The sequence below is a fragment of the Bradyrhizobium sp. LB14.3 genome, assembly GCF_040547985.1.
Taxonomy (GTDB): domain Bacteria; phylum Pseudomonadota; class Alphaproteobacteria; order Rhizobiales; family Xanthobacteraceae; genus Bradyrhizobium.
The window spans coordinates 1-1,631 of the sequence record NZ_JBEPQT010000089.1; the positions used below are offsets into that span (position 1 = coordinate 1).

The 1,631-nt window shown below is 53.4% G+C and carries 2 protein-coding genes; one reads left to right on the forward strand and one right to left on the reverse strand.

The window, feature by feature from the left end:
• The first annotated feature begins 387 nt into the window (after positions 1-387).
• Positions 388-999 carry a hypothetical protein gene (locus tag ABIB00_RS38955; protein ID WP_354108006.1) on the forward strand — a complete coding sequence of 204 codons (612 nt, stop codon included), beginning with the start codon at positions 388-390 and terminating at the stop codon, positions 997-999.
• Between the two features lie 31 nt (positions 1,000-1,030).
• On the opposite strand, the gene ABIB00_RS38960 is transcribed toward ABIB00_RS38955, so the two are convergent.
• On the reverse strand, positions 1,031-1,501 hold the full coding sequence (locus ABIB00_RS38960; RefSeq protein WP_354108007.1) for an HAD hydrolase-like protein: 471 nt from the start codon (positions 1,499-1,501) through the stop codon (positions 1,031-1,033).
• Positions 1,502-1,631 lie beyond the last annotated feature (130 nt).

Below are 1,631 nucleotides of genomic sequence, written 5' to 3' on the forward strand. Positions count from 1 at the left end.
ATGAACGCAAACACGGCAACCAAACCAAGGATGATATCGATAAAGAACCACGCGAAGAGCGGTCCTGTGGGCGTTCTCAAACCTCGTTGTACAATCGCCGCCGTCCCCACTCGAGCCTTGACGGCAGCACACCTGATCAAGCCTACTTCACCCCACTGCCAATCCGCTTGGCAGCCTAACCCCGGCAGAGGCTCCACTTATCAACGCGGAGATTCTGTTCAGACAACCGGGACCAGCTCAAGCCTCACACCCTGCGAATACGTCTTCAATGCTGGATTTCCCAGCCAGCACGATTCAAACTCAATCCGCTCCAGCAAACGCCAGGACGAAACACCTAACTGGTCTAAAGCAGTGTATAAGATTGGCCATACGGCCGGAGGCGTAAGAATGGGTAAAGTCATCTGCAAGCTTGCTACACACTTAACGGCTGCGCCTAATGGCGCGCCCTTGGAAATCTACGCGCCGTCCCTGCGAAGTCTTCCAGCAGGCTCCATGCTCGTGATGGCGACGTTGCCTGTCATTGACTGGAATGACTGCCTTTTGCGCGATTTGCGCAGCCTCGGCAAGCAAACGTTCATTCATGCCTACGCAGCAATGGTAATGATCGATCCCTTTGCCTGTTGGGAGGATTTTGCCGATTTATTAAAAGAGGCGAGAATTTCCGGTGTCGTAAATTTTCCACCTGCATCTATCATCGAGCAGCCTTCGGCTACCATGCCGGTTAACACCGGACTGGAGCTTGAACTTCGGCGTATGGAATGGTTTGCTAGCTTGGGATTCAATAACTTGTTTGCTGCTGTTAGTGATTCTGAGGTCACAGTGGCAGAGAGACGACTTGGTTCGCATCTCAAAGGTATTGTGCATTTGCCCGAAGGGGCTCTTGAGTTGAGGATTCGCGACGAGATGGAATTGGTCCGGCTTGACCAACAGGGGTCGTCCTCACCAAAATTCTCGCTTTTGCATGCGACGGCTTCAAAACAATCTATTCGCAAGAAATGATCGTAGGCTATTCCAAGTATCCACAGTTTCTTTATTTTGTTGTGCAACGTCTTTCTTGAAAGTCCTGGAGAACGTGGAGTCTTTGCACGATGTTTCGTTTCAGGCCTCCCATGATCCACTCGCGCTCGGAGAATGCCCCTGTGGGCCTGGTGGGCGACGCCGAGTTCAAAAGCCGCTTGAGGACGTCGGCGACTATATGCGTGTCTTTCAACATTACGAGTTGATCCACTATCTGGCGCAACTCTGTCCAATTTCCGACCCGATGATGGCCGGCTAGCGCTAAGAACGCAGGCTTTTCTATTGCCAGGGTTTGCGCGTTCGAATCCCCTTTGGCTTCGACTGTAAATTGCTGAATGAGCTGCGGAAGGTGCTCCAGCCGGATCTGGTCTCCAGTCATCAAGGTTGCGCTGCGTACCGTGCCCAGGCGGGAAAGTGCAGTCTCGATCATATGCGGCTCCGGCTTACCAACCATCAAAGGCTCCACTTTCGTGGCGACAGCCACGGCCGCGATCGTAGCTCCTCCCCCGGCAGCTCGAACTGAGCTGGTCCCGTTTGTCTGAACAGAATCTCCGCCTCGATAAGTGGAGCTTCTGCCGGGGTTAGACCGCCAAGCGGAATGGCGGCTGGTTGAA

What these genes read in the sequence shown, in the direction of transcription:
- ABIB00_RS38955 (WP_354108006.1), top strand. Translation starts at nt 388, where the DNA reads ATGGGTAAAGTCATCTGCAAGCTTGCTACACACTTAACGGCTGCGCCT.